Genomic DNA, 24,069 nt, shown 5'->3' with positions numbered 1-24,069 from the left:
TCAGTCGCTGGTGACCATCATGGCTGAAATCTCGGCCTCGGCCGCCTTGGCGCCGTCGACCATGGCTTCACAAGCGAATTTGAGCAGGTTGCCGCGTTTCTTGATTTTCTTGACATGGATCTTCAACTGGTCGCCGGGAACCACCGGTTTGCGGAATTTGGCGTTGTCGATGGTCAGGAAATAGACCAGCGACGGCTTTTCGGTACCCAGGCTGCGGATACAGATGGCGCCGGCCGTCTGCGCCATCGCCTCGACGATGAGCACACCCGGCATGACCGGCTGCTCGGGGAAATGGCCCTGAAAATGCGGCTCGTTTATGGTCACGTTCTTGATGCCGATGGCGGATTCGTCGCCATCGATGTCGACGATACGATCGATCATCAGGAACGGATAGCGGTGCGGCAGGAGCTTCATCAGCCCCATAATGTCGACCGCCTCCAGCGTCGTCGACGCGATCATGTCAGCCATTGCCTCCCTCGCCCTGTTTGCGGGTCCTGGCGAGCTTGCGCAGCATGGCTATCTCCCGCATGGCTTCCGCCATCGGCTGTGCCGGATAGCCGCCCCAGATCTCGCCTGCAGGGACATTGCTCATAAATCCACTTCTGGCGGCAAGCTTGGCCCCTGTCCCAATGGTCAGGTGATCCGCAAGCCCGACGCCGCCGCCCATGGTGACATTGTCACCCACCACCACGGAACCCGAAATACCCGAAAGCCCGGCTATTATGCAATTGCGGCCGATGCGGACGTTATGGGCGATCTGCACGAGATTGTCGATCTTGGTGCCCTGGCCGATGATCGTATCGGACATGGCGCCGCGATCGACGGTGGTGTTGGAGCCGATCTCGACGTCGTCCTGGATAACGACACGGCCGATCTGCGGCACGCGCTCAGGCCCCTTGGCCCCGCCGACGAACCCAAAACCATCCTGGCCTATCCTGGCGCCGCCATGAATGATGACGCGATTGCCGATCAAGGCATACTGGATGCTGGCGCCCGGACCGACATAGCCGTCGCGGCCGATCTGGCAGGATTGTCCAATCACCGCATTCGGGGCGATGACAGTGCCGCTGCCGATCGAAGCGCCTGGCCCGATCACCGCGCCGGCCTCAATGACGGCACCGGCTTCGACATGCGCGGTCGCATCGACGTGAGCGTGCGGCGAGACGCCGGTTTCGCTGGTCATTGGCCCTGGTGTCGCCGCCCTCGGAAACAGCAGACGCCCGATCAGCGCGAAGGCCTGTTGTGGACGCGGATGAATGAGAACGGCAACGCTTGCCGGCGCCTTGCCGGCAAATTCCGCCGGGCACAGGACCGCGGCTGCCCGCAACGACGGCATCAGCGCGGAATTACGCTTGCCGTCGACAAAGACGAGCGCATTCTCGCCGCCCTCGCTGGCAGGCGCGAGTGCTTCGATCGAAATATCGGAGTGGCCGGAATCGACGAGCACCGAGCCGGTCAGATTCGCGACTTCGCCCGCCGTATACCGGCGTGATGGCGCGAAGAACACCGGATCGGTCATTCCAGAAGCTATATCCAGCTAGGTCGGAACATTTCTCCCGGACCCTGAAGACCCGGGAGCATCGTTGGCCGCCGATCAGAAGCGGGTCGATATGCCGAAGTTGAATTCTTGCACGTCGTCGCGCGCTTCCTTCTTGACCGGGATCGCATAGTCGATACGGATCGGACCGAACGGCGACGCCCACATCAGGCCGAGGCCGACCGAGGCACGCAGTTGCATGTCCGTCGACTCCTGAGCAACGCTCGTAACCTTGCTGCCATAGAGCGTTGCCGCGTCCGCGAAGACTGCGCCACGCAAGCCAAAGCTCTCCGGAATCACCGGCAGCGGGAACTGGGCCTCCGCCGACGCGTTGAAATAGGTCGTGCCGCCGAGATGGTCACCCGTGAGAGGATCCACAGGCCCGATACCGCCATAGGCGAAGCCACGGATCATGCGATCGGAGCTCTGGAACTGATCGAAGATACGCAGGCCGTCACTGCCATAACCCTCGACATGGCCGGCGCCGCCCGAAATGAGGCCAACCAAGTCGTACTGCTCCGACAGCGTCTGGTAGATGCTGCCGCGTCCCGTAATCTTCACGAACTTGGCATCACCGCCGAGACCAGCCACTTCGAGGGTCGTGTTGGCATAGATACCCTCATGCGGGTTCTTCATGTCGTCGATGGTGTTGTAGACCAGCCCGAGACTGACCGACGACTTGATCCAAGGACTCTGCGCTATGCCATCAAGGATTGCGGTTGAGATATTGCAGGTACCACTGGGGTCTACATCGGTGGGATTGCAGCCGTCGTCAACAGTATATTTTTCCTGAGAGATATTGTAGGCGAGCTGCGTTGTGATGCTGTCGGTGATCGGCAGGCCGAAACGGATCGTCGCACCTGTGGTATCACTATCGTAATTGTTGTCGTACTCCCGCGTCGACTTATAGATGTCGAAGCCGGCGGCGATGCGCCGTCCGAGGAAATAAGGCTCGGTGAAGGACAGGCTGTAGTCGCGTGAATTCTTGCCGCCGCCCGCCGACAGCTTGATGAACTGGCCACGACCCAGGAAGTTGCGCTCGGTCACCGATCCTTCGACCGACGGACCGGCCGTGTCGCCACCGGTCGAATAACCAGCGCCCACGGAGAACTCGCCGGTCGATTTCTCGACCACATCGACCACCAGCACGACCTGGTCGGGCTGCGAGCCCGGCACGGTCGAGATGTCGACTTTCTCAAAGTAATTCAAGTTTTCCAGGCGCTTCTTCGCGCGCTGGATGAGCACCTGGTTGAAGGCGTCGCCTTCGCTGACATCGAACTCGCGGCGAATGACATAGTCACGCGTGCGATCGTTGCCGCGGATCTCGATGCGCTCGATATAGGCCTTGGTGCCCTGGTCGATCGTGTAGACGACCGAAATGGTGTGGTTCTCGAAATTCCGGTCGCCGCGCGGCGTGACCTGCGCGAAGGCATAGCCGGAACCGGCCACCTTCTCGGTCAGCGCGATGATGGAATCTTCGACGTTCTTGGCGTTGTAGACGTCACCCTTATGGGTCTCGATCACCGATTCCAGCGACTTGCCGTCGACTTCAGGGATCGAGCTCTCGACGCTGACATCACCGAACGTGTAGCGGTCGCCTTCCTGGACGGTGATGGTGACCGTGTACTTGTTCGTCGCGCTGTCGAGCTCGCCGACAGCAGACACGACCTGGAAGTCGGCATAGCCGTGATTGTAGTAGAAGCGGCGCAGCAGCTCCTCGTCCGCGCGCAGCTTGTCATCGTCATAGACGTCGTCGCGCAGGACGAAGGAAAGCCAGGACGAGCGCTTGGTATTGATGATATCCGCCAGGCGGCGGCTGGAATAGGCACTGTTGCCGACGAAATTGACCGCCGCGATCTGCGTGCGATCGCCTTCAACGATGTTGAAGACAACGTTTACGCGATTGTCGCCAAGCTGCATAACCTGCGTGGTCACGGTCACATCGTCGCGACCAATGCGCCGGTAAGCAGCCTTGACTGATTCCACGTCGGCATCGAGCGTCGCCTGTGAGAACGTTCCGCGCGGCTTCAGCTGCACCGCCGCCGCAAGCGCATTGTCCTTGAGCTTCTTGTTGTTCTGGAACAGCACCTGGTTGACCACCTGGTACTCGGCGACCTTGACCACCAGCGTCGAGCCGACCTGGTTGATCTGCACGTCCGAAAACAGGCCAGTGCCGAACAGTGCCTTGACCGCACCGTCGATATCGGAACTGGAGAAAGCCTTGCCCGGCTTGATGGTGATGTAATTGCGGATGGTCTCAGCGTCGATACGCTGGTTGCCGCTCACTTCCACTCTGCTGACGACAGCGGCTTCAGCCGCCGATGTGGCAACGAACTGCACTGCGAGCGCGCCTGGCACGACCATGGCCGCGGACAGGGTCACCGCGGACGCGGCGCTTAGAAACTTGGATGCTGCCTTCATCGGGCTTAATAACCTTTTCTCGTAGTCCCCACGGCGAGAAAACCGGACGTGCGGTAATTTCCCCTACCGTATTAACCGGATTTTCCCTACACGCAAGGCTTCTGGTTAATTTGTATTTACTTAACCCTGCGGCGTGGCTTTCGCGTCACTCATATCCCCTTGCATGGTAAACGGCGTCTCAACATCGTCCATGCAGAAGCCAAATTTCTTCATGATTTCAGCACCCAAACAGATCGTTCCAAAAAACGAACCCCATGAAGCACAGCACCAGAAGCAACCCGGCCCGATAGGCCATTTCCATCATCCGTTCCGACACCGGACGGCGAATGACAGCCTCCACCCCGTAGAACAAGAGGTGACCGCCGTCGAGGGGGGGAATCGGCAAAAGGTTCAGAATTCCGATGCCAACGGATAGCAGTGCAACCAGCTGCACGAGCCATTCGAATCCCAGTTTCGCAGCCCTGCCCGCCATGTCGGCGATCTTCACCGGACCGCCCAGCTGACATTTGTCTTCGCGCCCTACAACAAAGCGCTGCAGGAACTGGCCCGTGCGCTGGATGACGTGACCGGTTTCCTCGACCGCCGCCGCGACCGCTCCGACCGGCGTGTAGGTGATCAGCCTCGGCTGACCGAGTTCCTTGTTGTTGACGACACCGATCACGGCGACCTTGACCTTGTTGCCGAGCGCGTCTTCCTGTTCCATCAGCCGCGGCGCCGCGGTCACAGTGACCTCCTGGCCGTCGCGCAACATGACGAAGGTGATTGCGTCGTCGGCACGGCCCGAGACCAGGCGCTGGACGTCGCCAAAGGTTTCGACCTTGTTGCCGTCGACGCTGACGAATCGGTCGCCGGGAAGGATGCCGGCCTTCGCCGCCGGGCTGTCGGCGGTCACCTCGGCCACCATGGGCTCGGCGACATAGCGGCCATAGGCGGTGAACAGCACGGAAAAGACGACGATCGTCAGCAGGAAATTGAACAATGGTCCGGCCACCACCGTTGCCGCGCGCTTCCAGATCGGCTGAGTGTGAAAGGCGACCTTGCGCTCGTCCTCGGTCAGCGTTTCAATTTCTTCCGACGTGGGCTGGCTCGATGTGGCGTTCATGTCGCCGACGAATTTTACATAGCCGCCAAGCGGTATCGCACACAGTTTCCAGCGCGTGCCGTGGCTGTCGTTGAAGCCGAAGAGTTCCGGGCCGAAGCCGATCGAGAAGGCCCTGACGCCGATGCCGCACCAGCGCCCGACAAGGTAATGGCCCATTTCGTGGACGAACACGACTACGGTCAGCACGAAGAGGAATGGCACCAGCGTGCCGAGGACAAAGCCTTCTGTGCTGAAAAGCGCGTGAAGAATCTCGTTCAAGACAAACCCTCAAATTCTTCCACGGCGCAGACTGCGCCGTGACTGTGACACCAATCCGGGCGAATCCAAGGCGCACCGCGCAAAGGACCCTGAAATGACATCGCTCAAACGGGAAACAGACCCTGTGCCGGATGATCGGCGTTCGCCGAAATCCAGCCGATGACGTATAGGGCGAATGCCGCTGCGACAAGCCCGTCGACACGATCCATGACGCCGCCATGGCCCGGGATGAGCGCCCCCGAATCCTTGCGGCCATGGCGGCGCTTGATCCAGGATTCGAACAGGTCGCCTGCCTGCGAGACAATCGACAGCACGAGCGCGATCAGGCCGAGCAATACCAGATTGCCGACACCGGCAGCTGCGGCGAGGACCAGCCCGGCGACGACGCCGCCGACAGCGCCGCCGAGTGCGCCGCTGCGCGTCTTGCCGGGCGAGATAGAGGGCGCCAGTTTCGGCCCCCCAACGGCTCGGCCAACGAAATAGGCAAGGATATCGGTGGCCCAGACGACAGCGAACAGGAACAGGATGGCAATGAGGCCTGAACGATCGCCATCGCGCAGCAAGGCGAGCGACAGGCCTGAAACCGCGGCATAGGCAAGGCCGCTCGCATCCCATTGTCCGGTCTTGCGAACCGAGGCGGCTATCGCCGTTGCGGCAACGATGGCCGCCACAAGCGGCAGCAGCCAGGAGGCGGCCAGACCGCCAATCAAGGCGCCAATGAAGACAACCAGCAGTGCTTCCGGCAGGAAACCAAGGCCCGTTGCCCCGGTTGGCCGCGACATGCGGGTCCATTCATAGAAGATCGCCGCTACGATCACGGCACACAGCAGCCGGAACGGCAAACCGCCGATCCAGGTCAAGCCGAGAGTGATGATGGCGAGCACGATCGCCGAAACGATACGCAGTTGAAGATTGCTCATCCCGCGGCCGGTCGCGAAGCGACGTCATGGCCCCCAAGTCCGCCGAAACGGCGTTCGCGGCCAGCAAACTCACGCAAAGCTTCCGCAAGGTGCTCGCGGCTGAAGTCGGGCCAGTAGCAAGGCAGGAAGACGAGTTCGCTATAGGCGGCTTGCCACAGAAGGAAGTTCGACAGCCGGAGCTCGCCGCTGGTGCGAATGACCAATTCCGGGTCGGGAATGCCTTGCGTATCGAGCGCGCCGGCAAAGCTTTCGGCTGATATCGCCTCGGCGTCGAGTTCGCCACGCGCCACGGCCGCCGCAAGCTTTTGTGCCGTACGAACGATTTCGTCTCGTCCGCCATAATTGAAGGCGATCACCAGCGTCAGCGATTCGTTTGCGGCCGTCAGCGTTTCGGCCTCGTCGAGCAGTCCCCTGATATCAGACTGCAGCCCTGCCCGGTCACCGATGATTCTAACCCGCACACCGCTCTGGTGCAGTTCAGCAAGGTCACGGCGAATGAACATTTTCAAGAGGCCCATCAGGTCGCTGACCTCGGACTTCGGCCGCGACCAGTTCTCCGACGAGAAAGCATAGACGGTCAGGTAGGAAATGCCGAGCCCAGGTGCCGCGCGCACCGTCTTGCGCAGCGCCTCGACACCGGCACGGTGGCCCGCAAGACGGGGCATGCCGCGCGCCTTGGCCCAGCGTCCGTTTCCGTCCATGATGATCGCGACATGCGCGGGCGTTGCCATGTTCTCGCTTTCGGGTCAGCCGGCGGCCATGACCCTAAACCTGCATGATTTCAGCTTCCTTATCGGAAAGCAGGTGGTCGATGGTGCTGATCGTCTCGTCGGTAAGTTTCTGGACCTGGTCCGAGCGCTTGCGCTGATCGTCTTCGCTGATGTCGCCGTCTTTCTCCGCCTTCTTCAGGAAGTCCATGCCGTCGCGGCGCACATGGCGCGCGGCGACACGGGCGTTCTCGGCGTAGGTGTGCGAGATCTTGACCAGTTCCTTGCGGCGCTGTTCGTTAAGTTCGGGAAGTGGAATCCTGAGGTTGGTGCCGTCTACGATCGGGTTGAACCCCAAATTGGATTCGCGGATCGCGCGGTCGACCGCGCCAACCATCGACTTGTCCCATACCGATACCGAGATCATGCGCGGCTCCGGCACCGAGACGTTGGCGACCTGATTGATCGGCATGGTGGTGCCGTAGGCCTGCACCTGGATCGCATCGAGCAGATTGCTGGAGGCGCGACCGGTCCGCAGCGAGGCCAGATCATGCTTGAACGCGGCAATAGCCCCATCCATGCGCCGCTTGAGATCGTCGTACTCACCACTCATCTTTATCTCCTCGACCCGTCTAATGCGGGCTCACTGCTTCGGGCCGTCTTCGAATCGGACTTTCGAAAACCGGCTTCCCTTTTCGGGTCAGGCCGCCGATCAATCGTCCGCGACGACCGTGCAGCGGCCGCCGCCCCTCAGAATATCGCCGAAACCACCTTTTTCGTGGATCGAATAAACGATTATCGGAATGTTGTTTTCGCGCGCAAGTGCAATCGCTGCCGTATCCATGATGGAAAGGCCGCGATTTATGACTTCGCCATGGCTGATGCGCTCGAAACGCGTCGCATTCGGGTCCTTCTTGGGGTCCGCCGAGTAGACGCCGTCGACCTGAGTGCCCTTGAACAGCGCGTCGGCGCCGATTTCAGCCGCGCGAAGTGCGGCGGCCGAATCAGTGGTGAAGAACGGATTGCCGGTGCCGCCGGCAAAGATCACCACCTTGCCCTGGTTCATGTAGGCGGTCGCCTGGCGCTGCGAAAAGCTCTCGCAAAGTTCGGGCATGGCGATCGCCGAAAGCACCACGGCGTCGACGCCGATCTTGTTCAACGACGTGCGCAGCGCCAGCGAGTTGATCACCGTGGCAAGCATGCCCATGTGGTCGCCGGTAACACGGTCGCCGCCCTTGGAGGCAACGGCCACGCCGCGAAAGATGTTGCCACCGCCGATGACGACGCCGACCTCGATGCCCAATGCACGCGCCTCGGCGATGTCGCCGGCGATGCGATCCACCACTGACACGTCAATGCCGAAATGCTGCTCGCCCATCAACGCTTCGCCCGACGCTTTCAGCAAGACACGTCGGTAGAGGGGCTTCACCGTCATCTGGGCCTCTTCATTTGCATGTGGCGCGTTCCGGGTGGCTGCTCTCGCGCAGGCGCGCCACCGAAACAATGGCGTTCCGATACACGAAGGGCGCCGCGATGTCACGCGGCGCCCGACCCGGAATTCTCTCGCCTTTTGTCAACTCACGCCGGCAAATGCACCTTCCATGAGCAGGTCGGGGAAATAGCCCGCCGGCTTGTAGCCGACGGCCTGGCCCCCGGTAAGGCCGCCCTGGATTTCCGGACCGAAGAACGAGTACGGGAACGGCGTGACCGGCAGGCTGACTGCGTCGAGCCTTGCCAGGAGCTCTTGGGGGATCTCGAAATCGAGCGCGCCGAGATTGTCCCTGAGCTGATCGAGCCTCGTCGCACCGATGATCACCGAAGCGACACCGGGCCGCGTTGCCGCCCAGTTCAAGGCGATTTGGGCCATGCCGCGGCCAAGCTCGCCTGCGGCCTTTTCCAGTTCGGCAACGATTGCCCAGTTGCGGTCGGTGAACTTCTGGAAGCCGGGATTGGTCGAACCGCGCATCGCCTCCAGCCTGCCGCCGGCGTTGCTGATTGTGTCTGAACGATATTTGCCGCTCAGCAAGCCGCTGGCCAGCGGGCTCCAGACCATGATGCCGGCGCCATAGCGCGTGCCGAACGGCACAAATTCATGCTCTATGTTGCGCTCGACCAACGAATATTCGAGCTGCAGCGCCGAAACCGGTTCATAGCCGCGCTGCTCGGCGATGGACTGCGCCCTGCTCGCGTACCAGGCGGGGACGTCGGAGAGACCGACATGGCGGATCTTTCCGGCGCCTACCAGATCGTCCAGCGTCCGCATCACCTCTTCCGGTGAAGTCAGCCTGTCCCAGGCATGCAGGACATAGAGGTCGATATAATCGGTGCCGAGCCGCTTCAGCGAGCCTTCGACGGCGCGGATGATGTTCTTGCGGCCGTTGCCGCCGGCATTCGGATTGCCCTGCTCCAGATTCATGCTGAACTTGGTGCTGATCACCGCTCTGTCGCGCAGACCGCGTTCGGCAACGAACTCGCCAAGCCAGGTCTCGGAGGTGCCGCCGGTATAGGCATCGGCCGTATCGAAGAAATTGCCGCCTGCCTCGACATAGGCATCGACCAGGGCGCGGGCCGTCTCCTTGTCGGCGCCCCAGCCCCATTCGGTGCCGAAGGTCATGGTTCCGAGCGCCAGCCGGGTGACACGAAGCCCGCTGCTGCCAAGGGTGTAGAAGGGCATGGTCATGATGTCGCTCCGATCCTGATCCAATCTCAATGCCGACCCTATCCGGGGGTCGTCTTGACCCACGGGTTGCCGCGTTCATGCGTCATGCGGAATGTGAAGCCGTCCACGCTCCAGTCGGCTCCCGAACGGGTCAGGTGGTGTTCGTAGGTGCCCCAGACTTCCCATAGCGGTTCGCCATTGCCTTCCATCCGGTTCCAGGCGTAGCCGTTGGAGGAGACAGTCGCGGCGTCGCCGTCGATGGCGACCTGATGGTTGGTGCGCAGGTGCAGGCTGGTCTTGTTGCCCCTGAGGTTGGCGGCCCAGGTCCCGATCAGGTCGTCCGACGCGATGGTGGCCGCAGGCTGCCCACTCAGGCTGCTGAAGTCGACGGTGACGCGGTCCGCGAAGTAACTACGGGCGAGCCGCCAATCCTGGGCATCGACCGCGCGGTCGATGGCATCGGCGATGCGTATGACGGCGCGCTCATCGGCGAGCGCGGTTTCGCGGGACGATTCGGCTACGCCGGCATCGACCGGCGCCAGCGCAATACCCGCCGCGAAGGTGGCATACTTCAATGCATTCATGTCTCTTCTCCTTTGCGCATCGGCCCGCCGCCGGTTTGCTGGCGACAATGTGGGCCAACAGGCCGACATCGAACAGATTGCATTATCCGCATGGACTATGCGATATTATGCACGAATGGATCGCGACCTGCTCAGCCACCTTCCCGTTATCGTCGCCGTGGCGCGGCGAGGCGGCTTTGCGCTTGCCGCTGCCGAACTCGGCATGAGCCCTTCGGCGGTCAGCCACGCTGTACGCCTTGTGGAGGAGCGCATCGGCCAGCCGCTCTTTGCCCGCACGACCCGCAGCGTATCGCTGACCGAGGCCGGTCAGGCGCTTGTCGCGACGGCCGAGCCCGCGCTGCAGGATATCGCCGAGCGGATGGAGCGTATCCGCGGCATCAAGGGTCGCCCGGCGGGACTGCTCAGAATCAATGTATCACATATCGCCGTCCCGATGGCGGTGACGCCGGTGGTGACGGCCATGGCCGAGCGCTATCCGGATGTGACAGTGGAAATCTTTGCCAATGAAGGATTGGTCGATATCGTCAGCGAAGGCTTTGACGCCGGCATCAGACTTGGCGAAATGATCGCGCAGGACATGATCGCGATCCGGATGACCCCGCCATTCCAGGTGATCATCGTGGCGTCACCAGCCTATATCGGCCGGCATGGCCGCCCGCACAGCCTGGCCGATCTCGCCGCCCACAATTGCATCGGCTACCGTCTGGTGCGATCCGGCGCGGTCTATCGTTGGGATTTGACGGAGGACGGCAAGGACGTGGCCGTGGAAACGCGCGGCACCGCCATCGTCACCGATTCGCTTGCCGCGATCGACCTGGCGCTGTCGGGAATGGGACTGGCCTATGTGTTCGAGCCGCTGGTGCGCGCCGACCTTGCCGCTGGTCGGCTTGTCCAGGTGTTGCCGCAGTCGGCAATCGAGGAACCAGGCCTGTTTCTCTACTTTCCGCGCCGGGCGGCAATGGCACCGAAGCTGCGCGCCTTTGTCGACGTCACACAAGAAATCGGCCGGACACCCTCGCGAGCGCCCGGCCGAGTTGCCTGAGCCGAAAAGCTGCTTGGCAGCTTACTTCTTGACCGCTGCAGCGACTTCCGCGGCGAAATCGGTCTCTTCCTTCTCGATGCCCTCGCCCAGCGCAAAGCGCAGGTAGGCGGTGATCTTGGCCGGGGCGCCGATGTCCTTCTCGGCATCCTTCAGCGCCTTCTCGACAGTGATGTCGGGATTGAGCACGAAGGCCTGCTTCAGGAGCACGACTTCCTCGTAGAACTTGCGCAGACGGCCCTCGACCATCTTCTCGATGATCGCTTCCGGCTTGCCGGACTGGCGCGCCTGGTCAGAGAAGATCGCCTTCTCGCGTTCGACCGCGGCCGGATCGATCTGCTCTGCGGTCAGCGCCAGAGGGTTGGTGGCGGCAACATGCATGGCCACCTGGCGGCCAAAGGCGTTGGCTGCATGCTCATTGCCCGTGGTCTCGATCGCGACCAGCACGCCGAGCTTGCCAAGGCCGTCGGCAACCGCGTTGTGGACGTAGGTAGCGACAGCGCCGTGCGGGACGGTGAGCTTGGCCGAGCGGCGGAAGCCCATGTTTTCGCCGATGGTGCCGACAGCGTCCTTGATGGTGTCGGCAACAGACTTGTCGGAACCTGGATACTTTGCGGCGGCCACAGCCTCCGTCGTGCCATAGGCCAGCGCAACCTTGGCAACGTTGCCGACGATTTCCTGAAACGCGGCGTTGCGGGCCACGAAGTCGGTCTCGGAATTGACTTCCACGACGGCAGCTTCGCGCACGCCGTTGTCGACGCCGATCAGACCTTCAGCCGCGGTGCGGCCAGCCTTCTTGTCGGCCTTGGAGATACCCTTCTTGCGCAGCCAGTCGACGGCCTCTTCCATGTTGCCGTTGGTCTCGGTCAACGCGGCCTTGCAATCCATCATGCCCGCGCCGGTCAAGTCGCGGAGTTCTTTGACCTGTGCAGCCGAAATGCTCATTGTCGCCTCTTTGTTTTAAATGCACCGACGCACCATCGGTATTCGATGGTGCGTCTGTTTAGCGTGCCAGAATATGAGAAAGATGAAGGCCGCAACCGGCCTTTGATTATCAAGCTTCGGGAGCTTCCGACGCCGGGGCCGGAGCCGGGTCGAGCGCGGGTTCGACCGGAGCTTCGACCGAAGCGCCGATGTCGACGCCGAGCGCGCCCTGCTGGCGGGCGATGCCGTCGATCGCAGCCTTGGCGATCAGATCGCAATAGAGCTGGATGGCGCGGGCCGCGTCGTCATTGCCGGGGATCGGGAAGTCGATCTTGTCCGGATCGCAGTTCGAATCGATGATGGCGACGACCGGGATGCCGAGGCGCTTGGCCTCGAGGATGGCGATCGCTTCCTTGTTGGTGTCGATGACGAACATCAGGTCGGGCGTCGAGCCCATGTCCTTGATGCCGCCCAGCGCCTTGTCGAGCTTCTCGCGCTCGCGGTCGAGGTTCAGGCGTTCCTTCTTGGTCAACCCTTGCGCCTCGCCGGCCAGCATCTCGTCGAGCTTGCGCAGGCGCTGGATCGAATTCGAGATCGTCTTCCAGTTGGTCAGCATGCCGCCGAGCCAACGCGAGTTGACATAATACTGAGCCGAACGCTGTGCAGCATCGGCGACGATGTCGGACGCCTGGCGCTTGGTGCCGACGAACAGCACGCGGCCACCCTTGGCGACGGTGTCGGAAACCTGCTTAAGCGCCTGATGCAGCAAAGGCACCGTCTGCGACAGGTCGATGATGTGGATGTTGTTGCGGGCGCCATAGATGTAGGGCGCCATCTTCGGGTTCCAGCGGTGGGTCTGGTGGCCGAAGTGAATGCCAGCTTCCAAAAGCTGGCGCATGCTGAAATCAGGCAGTGCCATTCAAAGTTCCTTTCCGGTTAGCCTCCACGGACACAGGCATTTTTGGACTTTGTCCTCGAACGCCACCGGAGGTTTCAGCCGGATTTCTCCCGGGCAGACACCAAAGTCCGTGTGTGGAATGAGCGCGCATATAGAGGGGATGCGCGATAAACGCAAGCGCCGCGGGATCTGTGATGCGGCGTGCGACGATCCGCGCCCTGCCGTCAGCGCTTTATCTTCCCGTTCGGCACTCGCACTCGCCGGAAGACCGCGACGATCTCCTCGCGGCTGCATTCGATGGCGCCGAGCCGCACCGCACGGTCGCGCTCGAAGCCGGTTATGTCATAATGCGGCGCCGATGTCTTGGGCGGCCCCTGGTAGGATGAGCGCTTGACGCCGAGCCGGGCGGCAAAGCGATGCAACTCGTCGGTGTCGTCGGCCAACAGATGGCACCAGCGATGGCCGGCCCAGTTCCAGATCGCTGCGTCGACATAGACCGCCATGAAGCTTGCTGTTTGCCTTCCATCCTCCACCACAGCGGGCCACGTGGCCCGTCAGGATGTCAGGGACGATAGAATGGATTCGGATAGAAAATGAAGCCGCCATTGGCCGCAAGCTCGGCCACAATGTTGGTGACCGTATCCTGCATGCGACGGTGCAGTTCGGCAACCGCATCGTCGATCGAGCCCGCATGCTCATGCAAGCCCAGTGCCTCCGGCACCCGGATGTGGGCGCAACGCGGCCCGGCCGGCTGCGGAATGAACCGGTTTATCGTGTCGCGCAGCCCGCCTCGACAATAGTCGTGGCGGATCCGCTTCAGATGTTCGGCGATCTGCTCCTGGGTGATGCGCGGATTGGCGCAGGCCCAGGGTCCGATGCGCTGCAGCCTCTGAACCCTATCGGCGAGCGCGCGGACCTGGCTTTGCCGTTCCGTATCGTCGGTGTTTTCGCGTTGCCAGCGACGCGCACGCCGCAGAAGCTCTGCGGTGTCGGTTATGGCAGCGTCGAATGAGATGCTTTCGCCGAGTCGGCGGCCGAGTTCAGCAACCAACGCCTGCTGGCGCTCGGCATAGGTTGCGCCTTCGCCGGATGGCATGCCCGATGCTGCTTCATCGCGGGCCAGCAGCGCCGAATAGACATGGTGGATGCGCTGCGGGAGCGTGTCGGTCGCAAGGCGTTCTATTTTCAGGCTTTTCTCGACATAAGCGCATTCCTTCGCCAGCGCCGCTTCGACATTCCCGGTGAAGGCGAGCTTCCAGACGACTGGCGCGATCCAGACCTTGAAATCGGGATCCGTGGCCCGGCCGCGCTTGAGGGCCTCGAGCCCCATCTCGACGGCACCCGGCAGCAAAGGCGCAACGACATTGGCATGCCAGCCGACGCCGCCTTCGGGATGCAGCAGCACGCCATGGCCTTTCAAGGCCCAGGCGATCGAGTGTTCCTTGGCTGCCCCGCTATTGCCGGGAATCTGAGCGATCAAATTGTTGGCCAGCCAGAACTTCTGCATCAGCCGGCCAAGGCCGTTGACGACACCATTGGTTGCCCATGAGGCCGTGAGCGGGCTGACCTGCGACACGATTTCCTTGTCGATCATCCAGTCGGTGAAGAACTCGGGATGATTGGGCGTGATGAAGGTCGCCTTCCCTGCCCCGCAACTGGCCTTCAGCCGCTCAAGGTCGGCGTGGGGAAAGTCGATATGGCGGACATCTGAGACGCCGCGCAGACCGGCCAGGCGATTGAACGGCAAGATATCCCGAAATCCGGGAATGCCGCGGAGCATGACGATCCGGTTGACGGATGTCATGGCCCCGATCAGTGCCGGGTTGGGCCGCGGCGCCACGAATGTATCGATCCTGCTCAAGCTGATCCCCCTCGCGCCTGGACGCCGGGGAGAGGTTGAGAGACGATTGCGGCACGTTCAAGTCGATCGTTACGAGCACGCCGTGTCGTGGTAAATCAACTGCCTAGACCGGCACTATTTGGCGGGACAGGGTTTCGTCTGGTCGAACAGCGACAGGTTGACCAGCTTGCCGGTCATCGAGAAGTCGCCATAGTCCATGACGAGATCGCGGGTGATGCCGTTCTCATGCAGCTTGAAGCTGATACGGTATTCCGGCACCTCTTCGCCCGTCTTGTTGGTGTCGTCGAAATAGGCGATATCGACCGGCCAGTATTTGTCGGTGGCGAGCTTTGCCAGTGCCGAAGCTTCCGGGTCGGCCTTGTCGGCATCGGTTTTCTTGCCGACCACGACGGTGGTGGTCATCACCTTGTTGGCGTCTTCGGAACCGTCGAACAGGTTGGTTTCGTAAAAATTCTCGCCCTTTTCGGCCTTGCCGATCAGCTCGACCAGATGCTGGGTCGGGAATTGGGTTGTCGCCAGCTCGACGCTGTTCTTTTCAGGCTTGTCGATGTCGACCTTCAGGCCCTTGGTCTCTTTGGTGGCGATGCCCTTGACCTCTTTGTCGAGATTCTGGTCGACGAAGGATTTTGTCACGAACGAAAATGTCTTGCCTTCGGCGTCCTCGAAAGTGGTCGTCTGCTGGTCGGTCAGCCTGGTGTTGTCGGCGGTGACGATCTGGGTGACGAAGCGGAATTTCACCGTATAGCCTTCGCAGGCCGAGCCATTGAACTCATAGACCATGCGGCCGGATATGCCTGTGATGCCGGACTGATCGGACGCTTTTTTCAAGGTAAGATCGTAGACGGCGCGGTGGGCTTGCAACGCCGGCGCTGCGAAGGCAGGGGCTATCGAGAAGACCCCCGACAACAGGACGGCATGGAATGCGAGGCGCGTTGCGCGCATGAGGTACTCCGATCGTCGCGACTGATGGCAGGCCGCAGGGAAAGATGGTCCAGCTTAAAAAAAGTCGTGGCGGAAGCGAGGCAAAAATAGCAATTTCGGCCCGGCCGGCGCGGCGTCACCAAGCAATAGGGAAATACCATGAGTGAAACAATCGAAAAGCGGCTAAGCGATCTGGGTGTGACGCTTCCCGTCGCCGCCGCGCCCGCCGCCAACTACGTGCCCTATTGCCGGACCGGCAATCTGCTGTTCACCGCCGGGCAATTGCCGCTCAAGGACGGCAAGCTGCAGGCGAACGGGCTGTTAGGTCGCGATCTCGATACCGCAGGTGGCAAGGATGCGGCAAAATACTGCGCGATCAACATCCTGGCGCAGGCCAAGGCAGCACTCGGCGACCTCGAGAAGATTAGCCGTCTGGTGAAGATCACCGTTTTCGTCGCCTCGACACCTGAGTTCGTCGAGCAGCATCTGGTTGCCAACGGCGCCTCCGATTTCCTGGTGGCGGCCCTTGGCGAGCGTGGCAAGCATGCGCGCTCCGCCGTCGGCACCGCCTGCCTGCCGCTTAATGCCGCAGTGGAAATCGAAGCCGTCTTCGAAATCGAATGAGCCAGGGGACAGATATGACCGACCTATCCTGGCTGACCGCCCGGCCCGTCGCCCATCGCGGCTTCCACGACATGAACAAGACGCGCTGGGAAAACACGCTGTCAGCCTTCGCTGCGGCCGCCGAACGCGGCTATGCCATCGAATGCGACGTCCACCTGTCGTCCGACCGCGTTCCTGTCATCATCCATGACGGAGATCTCAAGCGCCTGACCGGCCAGGATGGTTTCGTCTGGCAGCGCACCGCAGCAGAACTCGCGGCGCTCAGGGTCGGTGGCACGGCGGACCATGTGCCGACGCTGCAGGAAATGCTCCACCTGGTCGACGGCCGCGTGCCATTGGTGGTCGAGTTGAAAGGCACGCCCGGCTATGACGAAGGCCTGGTGGCAAGCGTCGGCAAGATGCTCAAGCGCTACAAGGGCAAGGCGGCGATCATGTCGTTCGACCACTGGCTGGTCCGCGATTTTCCGAAAGACGCGCCGGGTATCCCCGGGGGTCTCACCGCCTACGGCAAGGACGTCGGGCTGATCGAGGCGCATTTCGCCATGCTGGCGCACGACATCGCCTTCACCTCCTACGCGGCCGGCGACCTGCCGAACCCATTCGTCAGCTTCGTGCGCGAAAGGCTGAAAATGCCTGTTATCACCTGGACGGTGCACGACCAGCCGGCGGTCGACCTGACCTTCAGATATGCCGACCAGATGACGTTCGAGGGGTTCGAGCCCGATTTGGTCAAAGTCGCCTGAGTGTCTGAAACGTGACTTGTACCAGGCCGGACGGAGCTTAAATAAGCCTCATGGATCAGGGCGACGAGGGTGACGGACAAACGGCCAATGCGGACTATTCGATCCGCGTCGCCGCCGGCATTGGCGCCTTCACCTGTGATGAATGGAACGGCTTTGCCGGAACCGCGCGCGGAGATTCAGAAACCAGTTACAATCCTTTGGTTTCCTTCGCTTTTCTAAGCGCACTCGAAGTTTCTGGATGCGCCGTGCGGCGCACCGGCTGGCAGGGCCATCACCTCAGGCTGGAGGACGGGCAAGGCAGACTGCTGGGCGCGGTGCCCTGTTATCTCAAATCGCACAGCCAGGGCGAATATGTGTTCGATCATGGCTGGTCGGATGCCTTCGAGCGCGCCGGCGGCCGTTACTATCCCAAACTGCAAAGTGCCGTGCCGTTCTCCCCGGTCACCGGCCCTCGCCTGCTGGTCAGCAAAGGCGAGGACAGCGCCAAAGTGAAGGCCGGTCTCGCGGCGGGCCTGAAGGCGGTGACGCAAAAACTCGGCGTCTCTTCCGCGCATGTCACCTTCGCGCAAGAGAGCGATGTGGAGGTGCTGGAAGCGGCAGGCTTCCTGCACCGCACCGACCAACAATTCCATTTCTTCAACGAAGGCTTTTCGACCTATGACGACTTCCTCGCCACCCTTGCCTCGCGCAAGCGAAAGGCGATGAAGAAGGAAAGGCGCGAAGCGCTTGCCCCAGGCATTTCGATCGATCGGCTGACCGGCAAGGACCTCACCGAGAAGGCCTGGGACGATTTCTTCGCCTTCTACATGGACACCGGCAGCCGCAAATGGGGTCGGCCCTATCTCAACCGTCAATTCTTCTCGCTGATCGGCGAACGCATGGCCGACGACATCCTGCTGGTGATGGCCAGGCGCAATGGGCGCTATATCGCCGGCGCCATCAATTTCATCGGTTCGGACGCACTCTATGGCCGCAACTGGGGCTGCATCGAGGACCATCCCTTCCTGCATTTCGAGGTCTGCTACCATCAGGCGATCGACTTCGCCATCGAGCGCAAGCTGAAGGTGGTCGAGGCGGGCGCGCAGGGCGAACACAAGCTGGCGCGCGGCTACCGGCCGGTGACCATGCATTCCGCGCACTACATTGCGCACCCAGGCCTGCGCAACGCCGTCGCCGACTATCTCAGGCGCGAACGGCACGAGGTGGAGCGGATGAGCGAATATCTGGAAGAGCACACCCCGTTCCGCAAGGATCTCGAGGAGTAGCAACAGGGCTGCCTTGACGAGCAGCGCCGACTTCGCCGATCGTCTTGCCGATTTTCCACGGTTTCGCTACACGAAAGGCATAATCCGGAGCGTTCGCCATGACCGAGGCCGCCTACGATACCGACAACATCTTCGCCAAGATCCTGCGCGGCGAAATTCCCTCGCACCGTGTCTACGAGGATGAAGCAGTCATCGCCTTCATGGATGTGATGCCGCAGGGGCCGGGCCACACGCTGGTCGTGCCGAAGGCGCCATCGCGCAACCTGCTCGACGCCGACCCGTCAATTTTCGGCCATCTCTTGAGCGTCGTTCAGAAAGTGGCGCTGGCGGTGAAAAAGGCCTTTGGCGCCGACGGCGTCACCATCATGCAGTTCAATGAGCCGGCATCGGGGCAGACCGTCTATCATCTGCATGTGCATGTCATCCCGCGCTTCGACGGCATTCCCCTGAAGCCGCACACGGGCGGGATGGAGAAGCCGGAGGTGCTGACCGAAAATGCCGAAAAGATCCGGACTGCGCTCGAAAATTGAGAAACGCGAGGTCAGCCGATGTGGCGGACCGGGTCGAGAATATCGAACTGACAAGCGCCGTTCAGCCCAGAAGACGGTCTAGTGCCCGGCCGTGCCGGCGCCGGGACTCAACCGTTTGCAACTCTAATCGTCTGATTAGGAAATATTGAACCGTCTCACGGTAAAATGGTAGCGGCGTGGCGAGCTGTGGGCTTCAAAACCATGGAACATTCGGTTGCGGCATCGGCCCCACTGACGGGGGCCATTGTCGGACGTGCTTTTCCTGGCATCTTGGCGGATGCCTTTTGGCGACACCGGCTGCTGCACGCTATGGCTACCGCTGCGCTGCTTCTGGCAAGCGCAGTCGGGTGGCACACTGGAAACATGCCGGATTTCGGCGTTCTGGCGGAATACGCCGAGTATCTTTTCATCGCCTTCTGGATTTGCGGCTCAGCCCTTGCACTTGGGACGCTTTTCCACCTTGCGCTGGTCCAGCGGGAAACCGAACCGCTGCACACCTTCCTCAAGTCACTGGGTAGATTCTTTGGCGATGCCGAACGCATTGCCAACAGCCTGAATGGCCTGGGTGCGGGTCTTGCCTTCATATCCGCGATCGGTGTGTTGAAGGGAGCCATTGCAATCCTCTCTCCGTTCGCATGGGACAAAGCATTGGCTCACGCCGATCGCATCCTGCATTTCGGTCGAGCCCCGCACGAATGGTTGTGGTTTGTCGTCCAGTCGCCGCTTGCATTGAAGATCATCAACATCGCGTACAATTTCTGGTTCGTCGTGCTCATCACCGCGGTTTTCACCGTGTGCATCACACGCAAGGATACGAAGCTGCGTCACCAGTTCCTGATGAGCTTCATAACGGTGTGGACGCTGGGTGGCTTCTTCCTCGCGATGGGCCTGTCGTCGGCTGGCCCCTGCTTTTACGAGCGATTGGGGTTCGGCAACGACTTTCACCCCCTCATGCAAGCACTTGCCGTCGCCGATCGCGTCTATCCGATCTGGGCGCTCAGCACGCAGGATATGCTGTGGAGTGGCTATACCGGCCTAACCACCGGCAGCGTCGGTATATCCGCCTTCCCATCCCTGCACGTTGCGATGGCAGTGCTGTTCGCCCTCTATGCAACACGGCGGTCGCGGCTGGCCGGTCTTGTGATGTGGTTATTCGCCGGCGTCATTATGGTCGGTTCCGTCGTGCTTGGCTGGCATTATGCCTTGGATGGCTATGCGGGTGCATTCCTGATGATCGCGATCTGGAAGGCGTGCGGATATTTGCTGACCCGTTTCGTGCCGGACCGCATGGCCGCTGAAATCGAGAGCTCCACGATGCAATCGCCGGCCGTTTGCAGGCTGTAAATTCGCCGATCTGGACGAACCCGCCTGCGGCGGCCATGCCGGTCAAAACGGCTCAAGGGCCGCGCTGGATGGGTTGGATAGTTTCTGAAACGTTGTTGGATACGGTGCTTGCCGAAGCTGCTCTGCGATCGTATCCGCGCACTGCTTCGGGCTCAGGAGCGAGGTATCGACTTCCAGATCGTACACGCCTGGGCGGTGGACCTCCTCCTGCCACAGGCGCACGGGCAACGGCACCGGATCGTCTGATGAGCCGGTCACATATCTCTTGTCCGCCGCGCTGGCGGCACGCCTTTCCATGATGATTTCCAGCGGGCAGCGAACACCGACAAACAGCACCGGCAGACCTACAAGCCGGCGCGCGCAATCGGCCACAATGTGAAGTGGTCTCGAATAGGCGTCGTGATGGCCGATATCCGCCACGACATTTAGCCCCAGCCGGCTGTGGACGGCCATCGATTCGTAGAGCGCGGCGTATAATCCGGGCACGAGGGCCTCAAGGTCCGGACGCTCGCCGCCGGGCCGCAATCCTATCCCGGGCCGATAGCGTGCCGGCGTAGCCTGCTCGTAAACGTCGACGCCGAGATTGATCCAGACGCCATCGAAGCGCTCCTGAACAGCTCTGGCGATGCTTGTTTTTCCCGATCGCGGCGCACCGTTCAGGATGATGATCTGGCCGCTCATGCCCCTCCTCCTTGCAAACGAAAAAAGCCCCGTTTCCGGGGCTTTTCGACTTTCCTCAAAGTCAGTTCTTTCTGGGCAGTTGCGGGACGAGACTGCGCTTGCCGCCGTCCTTGCCCTTGGCTTCGGGCTTCTGCGCCACCAGCTTCTTGGCCGCCGGCTTCTTCGCCACGGCCTTTCTGGGTTTTGGCGTTTCTTCCGGCTCTTCCTTCTTCGGCTTCACCGGCGCCTCGTCGGCGAGCGATTCGAGCTTCAGGCCGGTCTCGCCGGTTTCCTTCTTCTCGACAGTGACACGCACCGTGCCGCCCTTCTTGAGCTTGCCGAACAGCACCTCGTCGGCCAACGGCTTCTTGATGTGTTCCTGGATGACCCGGCCGAGCGGCCGCGCGCCCATGCGCTCATCATAGCCCTTGTCGGCGAGCCAGGCGATCGCATCCGCCGACAGGTCGAAGGTGACGCCACGCTCGGAAAGCTGGGCCTCGAGCTGCATGACGAACTTCTGCACCACCTGGTGGATGACCGGCACTGGCAGCGAACCGAACGGAATGATCGCATCGAGACGGTTGCGGAACTCCGGCGTGAACAACCGGTTGATCGCCTCGACATCGTCGCCTTCGCGCTTGGTCGAGCCGAAGCCGATCGCCGCGCGCTGCGCATCCGACGCGCCCGCATTGGTGGTCATGATCAGGATCACATTGCGGAAGTCGATCTGCTTGCCGTTATGGTCGGTCAGCTTGCCGTGGTCCATCACCTGCAACAGGATGTTGAACAGGTCCGGATGCGCCTTCTCGACCTCGTCGAGCAACAGCACGCAATGCGGATGCTGGTCGACGCCGTCCGTCAGAAGACCGCCCTGGTCGAAGCCGACATAGCCCGGAGGCGCGCCGATCAGCCGCGAGACGGTGTGACGTTCCATATATTCCGACATGTCGAAGCGAATCAGCTCGACGCCGAGCGAGGCGGCCAACTGCTTGGCCACTTCGGTCTTGCCGACGCCGGTCGGGCCGGAGAACAGGTAGGAGCCGATCGGCTTCTCCGGTTCGCGCAGGCCGGCACGTGCCAGCTTGATCGCCGAGGTCAGCGCGGTGATCGCAGTGTCCTGGCCATAGACAACGCGCTTCAGCTCGATATCGAGACCTTGCAGCACCTTCTCGTCATCGGCCGAAACCGTCTTCGGCGGGATGCGGGCCATGGTGGCGATCGTCGCCTCGATCTCCTTGATGCCGATGGTCTTCTTGCGCTTGGCTTCGGGCACCAGCATCTGCGAGGCGCCGGTCTCGTCGATCACATCGATCGCCTTGTCCGGCAGCTTGCGGTCGTTGATGTAACGTGCCGACAGTTCCACCGAGGCTTTGATCGCCTCATTGGTGAACTTCACCTTGTGGAACTCCTCATAATAGGGCTTGAGGCCCTTCATGATCTCGATGGCGTCCTCGATGGTCGGTTCGTTGACGTCGATCTTCTGGAAGCGCCGCACCAGGGCACGGTCCTTCTCGAAGAACTGGCGGAATTCCTTATAGGTGGTCGAGCCGATGCAGCGGATCGCACCCGACGACAGCGCCGGCTTCAACAGGTTGGACGCATCCATTGCGCCGCCTGATGTTGCCCCTGCCCCGATCACCGTGTGGATCTCGTCGATGAACAGCACGGCGCCAGGATAATCCTCGAGCTCCTTGACGACCTGCTTCAGCCGTTCCTCGAAATCGCCGCGATAGCGCGTGCCAGCGAGCAGCGTGCCCATGTCGAGCGCGAAGATGGTGGCATTGTGCAGCACTTCGGGAACGTCGCCCTCGACGATGCGCTTGGCCAGACCCTCGGCGATCGCCGTCTTGCCGACGCCGGGGTCGCCGACATAGAGCGGGTTGTTCTTCGAGCGGCGGCACAGCACCTGGATGGTGCGGTTGATCTCGGACTCGCGGCCGATCAGCGGGTCGATCTTGCCGGCCTTGGCCTTGTTGTTGAGATTGACGCAATAAGCCGTCAGCGCATCCTGCTGCTGCTTCTTCTTGCCGCCTTCCTCTTGCGGCTCGGCGCCGTTCTGGCCGCCCTGCTCGTCGTCCGCACCGCGCGGCGAGCGTGTCTCCGACGCGCCCGGACGCTTGGCAATGCCGTGCGAGATGTAGTTGACCGCATCGTAGCGGGTCATCTGCTGTTCCTGCAGGAAATAAGCGGCATGGCTCTCGCGCTCGGCGAAGATGGCGACGAGCACGTTGGCGCCCGACACTTCCTCGCGGCCAGACGACTGCACATGGATCACCGCGCGCTGGATGACGCGCTGGAAACCGGCCGTCGGCTTGGAGTCCTCGTCGTAACCGGTGACGAGGTTGTCCAGCTCGGTGTCGATATAGGTGAGAACCGTGTGCTTCAGCTCATCGAGATCGACATTGCAGGCGCGCATGACGGCGGCCGCCTCGGTGTCGTCGATGAGCGCGAGCAGCAGATGTTCTAGGGTTGCATATTCATGGTGCCGCTCATTGGCGAGCGTCAGCGCCTGGTGAAGCGCCTTTTCCAGGCCTTGGGAGAAAGCCGGCATGTTACCTCACTTCTTCTCCATCACGCATTGCAGCGGATGCTGATTCTGTCGGGCGAAATCCATGACCTGGGACACTTTGGTCTCGGCCACCTCGAATGTATAGACCCCGCACTCGCCCACTCCATGATTGTGAACATGAAGCATGATGCGTGTGGCGGCTTCGCGATCCTTCTGGAAAAAACGCTCCAGCACGTGAACCACGAACTCCATCGGAGTGTAGTCGTCGTTGAGGATGAGGACCCGATAAAGGCTGGGCTTCTTGGTCTTGGTTTTGGTGCGCGTGATGACGGCCGTCCCACGGCCGGCCCCATTGGGGTTACCGTCGCCGTCTTGCATTCGCACCACTCGTCTCGTGGCAGTCAAACCTGAAGTCACGTATTCCTGCCTCTTTCGATTCCCCATGCGAGTTCGACATGTAGGTGTTCGATGTACGATTTTAAGCCCTTCTGGTTAGCTGACAATATGGCTAGGTCACCAACTTGGACGATTTTCGCAATCGTGAAGGGGCGCGAGGCCCTGGA

The 24,069-nt window shown here is 61.5% G+C and carries 24 protein-coding genes; 6 read left to right on the top strand and 18 right to left on the bottom strand.

What is annotated here, in order from left to right:
- The 10 genes from fabZ to EOB80_RS08730 all read right to left on the bottom strand — a co-directional run bounded on the left by fabZ (nucleotide 1) and on the right by EOB80_RS08730 (nucleotide 10,188).
- Nucleotides 1–468, bottom strand: a complete 468-nt coding sequence (fabZ, locus tag EOB80_RS08775) for a 3-hydroxyacyl-ACP dehydratase FabZ (protein ID WP_127327354.1) — start codon at nucleotides 466–468, stop codon at nucleotides 1–3.
- A complete protein-coding gene (gene lpxD / locus EOB80_RS08770) occupies nucleotides 461–1,519 on the bottom strand; it encodes a UDP-3-O-(3-hydroxymyristoyl)glucosamine N-acyltransferase (RefSeq protein ID WP_027036658.1) in 1,059 nt (352 codons plus the stop codon). Before lpxD ends, fabZ begins: the two co-directional genes overlap by 8 nt.
- 75 nt (nucleotides 1,520–1,594) lie before the next feature.
- A complete protein-coding gene (bamA, locus tag EOB80_RS08765; protein WP_127327353.1) occupies nucleotides 1,595–3,958 on the bottom strand; it encodes an outer membrane protein assembly factor BamA in 2,364 nt (787 codons plus the stop codon).
- Nucleotides 3,959–4,175: 217 nt separating this feature from the next.
- Nucleotides 4,176–5,318 carry an RIP metalloprotease RseP gene (rseP, locus tag EOB80_RS08760; RefSeq protein WP_127273216.1) on the bottom strand — a complete coding sequence of 381 codons (1,143 nt, stop codon included), beginning with the start codon at nucleotides 5,316–5,318 and terminating at the stop codon, nucleotides 4,176–4,178.
- A gap of 104 nt (nucleotides 5,319–5,422) precedes the next feature.
- A complete protein-coding gene (locus tag EOB80_RS08755) occupies nucleotides 5,423–6,238 on the bottom strand; it encodes a phosphatidate cytidylyltransferase (protein ID WP_127327352.1) in 816 nt (271 codons plus the stop codon).
- A complete protein-coding gene (locus tag EOB80_RS08750) occupies nucleotides 6,235–6,969 on the bottom strand; it encodes an isoprenyl transferase (protein ID WP_127327351.1) in 735 nt (244 codons plus the stop codon). The genes EOB80_RS08755 and EOB80_RS08750 overlap by 4 nt, the downstream gene beginning before the upstream one ends.
- 34 nt (nucleotides 6,970–7,003) lie before the next feature.
- Nucleotides 7,004–7,558 (bottom strand): ribosome recycling factor, encoded by a 555-nt coding sequence (gene frr, locus EOB80_RS08745; RefSeq protein ID WP_013531759.1) that lies wholly within the window; start codon nucleotides 7,556–7,558, stop codon nucleotides 7,004–7,006.
- A 99-nt stretch (nucleotides 7,559–7,657) separates the two neighbouring features.
- Entirely contained in the window at nucleotides 7,658–8,380 is a 723-nt protein-coding gene (gene pyrH, locus EOB80_RS08740) for a UMP kinase (RefSeq protein WP_013531760.1), read from the bottom strand.
- A gap of 138 nt (nucleotides 8,381–8,518) precedes the next feature.
- Nucleotides 8,519–9,625 (bottom strand): aldo/keto reductase, encoded by a 1,107-nt coding sequence (locus tag EOB80_RS08735; protein WP_127327350.1) that lies wholly within the window; start codon nucleotides 9,623–9,625, stop codon nucleotides 8,519–8,521.
- A gap of 38 nt (nucleotides 9,626–9,663) precedes the next feature.
- Complete coding sequence (locus EOB80_RS08730) at nucleotides 9,664–10,188, bottom strand: nuclear transport factor 2 family protein (RefSeq protein WP_127327349.1); 525 nt, start codon at nucleotides 10,186–10,188, stop codon at nucleotides 9,664–9,666.
- 115 nt (nucleotides 10,189–10,303) lie between these two features.
- Between EOB80_RS08730 and EOB80_RS08725 the strand changes: the two genes are divergently transcribed.
- Complete coding sequence (locus EOB80_RS08725) at nucleotides 10,304–11,230, top strand: LysR family transcriptional regulator (protein WP_127270207.1); 927 nt, start codon at nucleotides 10,304–10,306, stop codon at nucleotides 11,228–11,230.
- 21 nt (nucleotides 11,231–11,251) lie between these two features.
- Here the strand turns inward: EOB80_RS08725 and tsf are convergent, their stop codons facing one another.
- From tsf to EOB80_RS08700, 5 genes are all read right to left on the bottom strand, one after another.
- Nucleotides 11,252–12,172: a translation elongation factor Ts gene (tsf, locus tag EOB80_RS08720; protein ID WP_127321483.1), complete on the bottom strand. Its 921-nt coding sequence runs from the start codon at nucleotides 12,170–12,172 to the stop codon at nucleotides 11,252–11,254.
- A 109-nt stretch (nucleotides 12,173–12,281) separates the two neighbouring features.
- Entirely contained in the window at nucleotides 12,282–13,070 is a 789-nt protein-coding gene (gene rpsB, locus EOB80_RS08715) for a 30S ribosomal protein S2 (protein WP_023812937.1), read from the bottom strand.
- Between the two features lie 203 nt (nucleotides 13,071–13,273).
- A complete protein-coding gene (locus EOB80_RS08710) occupies nucleotides 13,274–13,552 on the bottom strand; it encodes a DUF4031 domain-containing protein (protein WP_027036667.1) in 279 nt (92 codons plus the stop codon).
- A gap of 59 nt (nucleotides 13,553–13,611) precedes the next feature.
- Nucleotides 13,612–14,910 (bottom strand): hypothetical protein, encoded by a 1,299-nt coding sequence (locus EOB80_RS08705; RefSeq protein WP_127327348.1) that lies wholly within the window; start codon nucleotides 14,908–14,910, stop codon nucleotides 13,612–13,614.
- 114 nt (nucleotides 14,911–15,024) lie between these two features.
- Nucleotides 15,025–15,852, bottom strand: coding sequence for a cell envelope integrity EipB family protein (locus EOB80_RS08700; protein ID WP_127327347.1), 828 nt, complete (start codon nucleotides 15,850–15,852; stop codon nucleotides 15,025–15,027).
- A gap of 138 nt (nucleotides 15,853–15,990) precedes the next feature.
- Between EOB80_RS08700 and EOB80_RS08695 the strand changes: the two genes are divergently transcribed.
- The 5 genes from EOB80_RS08695 (at nucleotide 15,991) to EOB80_RS08675 (ending at nucleotide 20,337) form a co-directional block, all read left to right on the top strand.
- Nucleotides 15,991–16,455 (top strand): RidA family protein, encoded by a 465-nt coding sequence (locus tag EOB80_RS08695; RefSeq protein WP_127327346.1) that lies wholly within the window; start codon nucleotides 15,991–15,993, stop codon nucleotides 16,453–16,455.
- Between the two features lie 14 nt (nucleotides 16,456–16,469).
- Nucleotides 16,470–17,198, top strand: coding sequence for a glycerophosphodiester phosphodiesterase (locus tag EOB80_RS08690; RefSeq protein ID WP_127269017.1), 729 nt, complete (start codon nucleotides 16,470–16,472; stop codon nucleotides 17,196–17,198).
- Nucleotides 17,199–17,248: 50 nt separating this feature from the next.
- On the top strand, nucleotides 17,249–18,463 hold the full coding sequence (locus tag EOB80_RS08685) for a GNAT family N-acetyltransferase (protein ID WP_127327345.1): 1,215 nt from the start codon (nucleotides 17,249–17,251) through the stop codon (nucleotides 18,461–18,463).
- A 98-nt stretch (nucleotides 18,464–18,561) separates the two neighbouring features.
- The gene (locus EOB80_RS08680; protein ID WP_127327344.1) at nucleotides 18,562–18,993 is read left to right on the top strand and encodes an HIT family protein; all 432 of its coding nucleotides are present in this window, start codon (nucleotides 18,562–18,564) and stop codon (nucleotides 18,991–18,993) included.
- Nucleotides 18,994–19,194: 201 nt separating this feature from the next.
- On the top strand, nucleotides 19,195–20,337 hold the full coding sequence (locus EOB80_RS08675) for a phosphatase PAP2 family protein (protein WP_245466296.1): 1,143 nt from the start codon (nucleotides 19,195–19,197) through the stop codon (nucleotides 20,335–20,337).
- A 42-nt stretch (nucleotides 20,338–20,379) separates the two neighbouring features.
- Here the strand turns inward: EOB80_RS08675 and EOB80_RS08670 are convergent, their stop codons facing one another.
- The 3 genes from EOB80_RS08670 to clpS form a co-directional block, all read right to left on the bottom strand.
- Nucleotides 20,380–21,018, bottom strand: a complete 639-nt coding sequence (locus tag EOB80_RS08670; protein ID WP_127327343.1) for a chloramphenicol phosphotransferase — start codon at nucleotides 21,016–21,018, stop codon at nucleotides 20,380–20,382.
- Nucleotides 21,019–21,079: 61 nt separating this feature from the next.
- Nucleotides 21,080–23,548, bottom strand: a complete 2,469-nt coding sequence (gene clpA / locus EOB80_RS08665) for an ATP-dependent Clp protease ATP-binding subunit ClpA (RefSeq protein ID WP_127258970.1) — start codon at nucleotides 23,546–23,548, stop codon at nucleotides 21,080–21,082.
- Between the two features lie 6 nt (nucleotides 23,549–23,554).
- Complete coding sequence (clpS, locus tag EOB80_RS08660) at nucleotides 23,555–23,884, bottom strand: ATP-dependent Clp protease adapter ClpS (protein WP_164762559.1); 330 nt, start codon at nucleotides 23,882–23,884, stop codon at nucleotides 23,555–23,557.
- Nucleotides 23,885–24,069: the final 185 nt, after the last annotated feature.

The organism is Mesorhizobium sp. M7A.F.Ca.MR.245.00.0.0 (assembly GCF_003997415.1).
Classification (GTDB): Bacteria; Pseudomonadota; Alphaproteobacteria; order Rhizobiales; family Rhizobiaceae; genus Mesorhizobium.
Note: the sequence above shows the minus strand (reverse complement) of the source record. Positions and strands in the feature narration are given on the sequence as shown.